This is a genomic window from Gilvimarinus sp. 1_MG-2023 (assembly GCF_030548285.1).
This window is the reverse complement of record NZ_JAUOSC010001193.1, coordinates 1-261: the sequence shown is the minus strand read 5'-3', so window position 1 is coordinate 261 and position 261 is coordinate 1. Positions and strand designations below refer to the sequence as shown.

Annotated in this window: 1 protein-coding gene; it reads left to right on the top strand. The window is 37.2% G+C overall.

Annotated elements, in window-relative coordinates; genetic code table 11:
* On the top strand, positions 1 to 261 hold a 261-nt coding region (locus Q4563_RS20635), incomplete at both ends, for a DNA-processing protein DprA (protein ID WP_303605845.1).

Genomic DNA, 261 nt, shown 5'->3' with positions numbered 1-261 from the left:
ATTGAATTGTGCAGATTCTCCTTTGTTACTTTTTCATGATGGGGCACACAAATTAGAGGAATATCAAAATACGGTAAGCATTGTTGGTACCCGTAATATTTCTTCTTACGGAAGAGGTTTCTGTAGCGAACTGATTGATACTTTAAAAAACTACAAACCCCTTATTGTAAGCGGATATGCTTTTGGTGTAGATATCTGTGCTCATTTAGAAGCTTTAAAAAACAACATTCCTACGCTAGCTGTATTGGCTCACGGTTACGG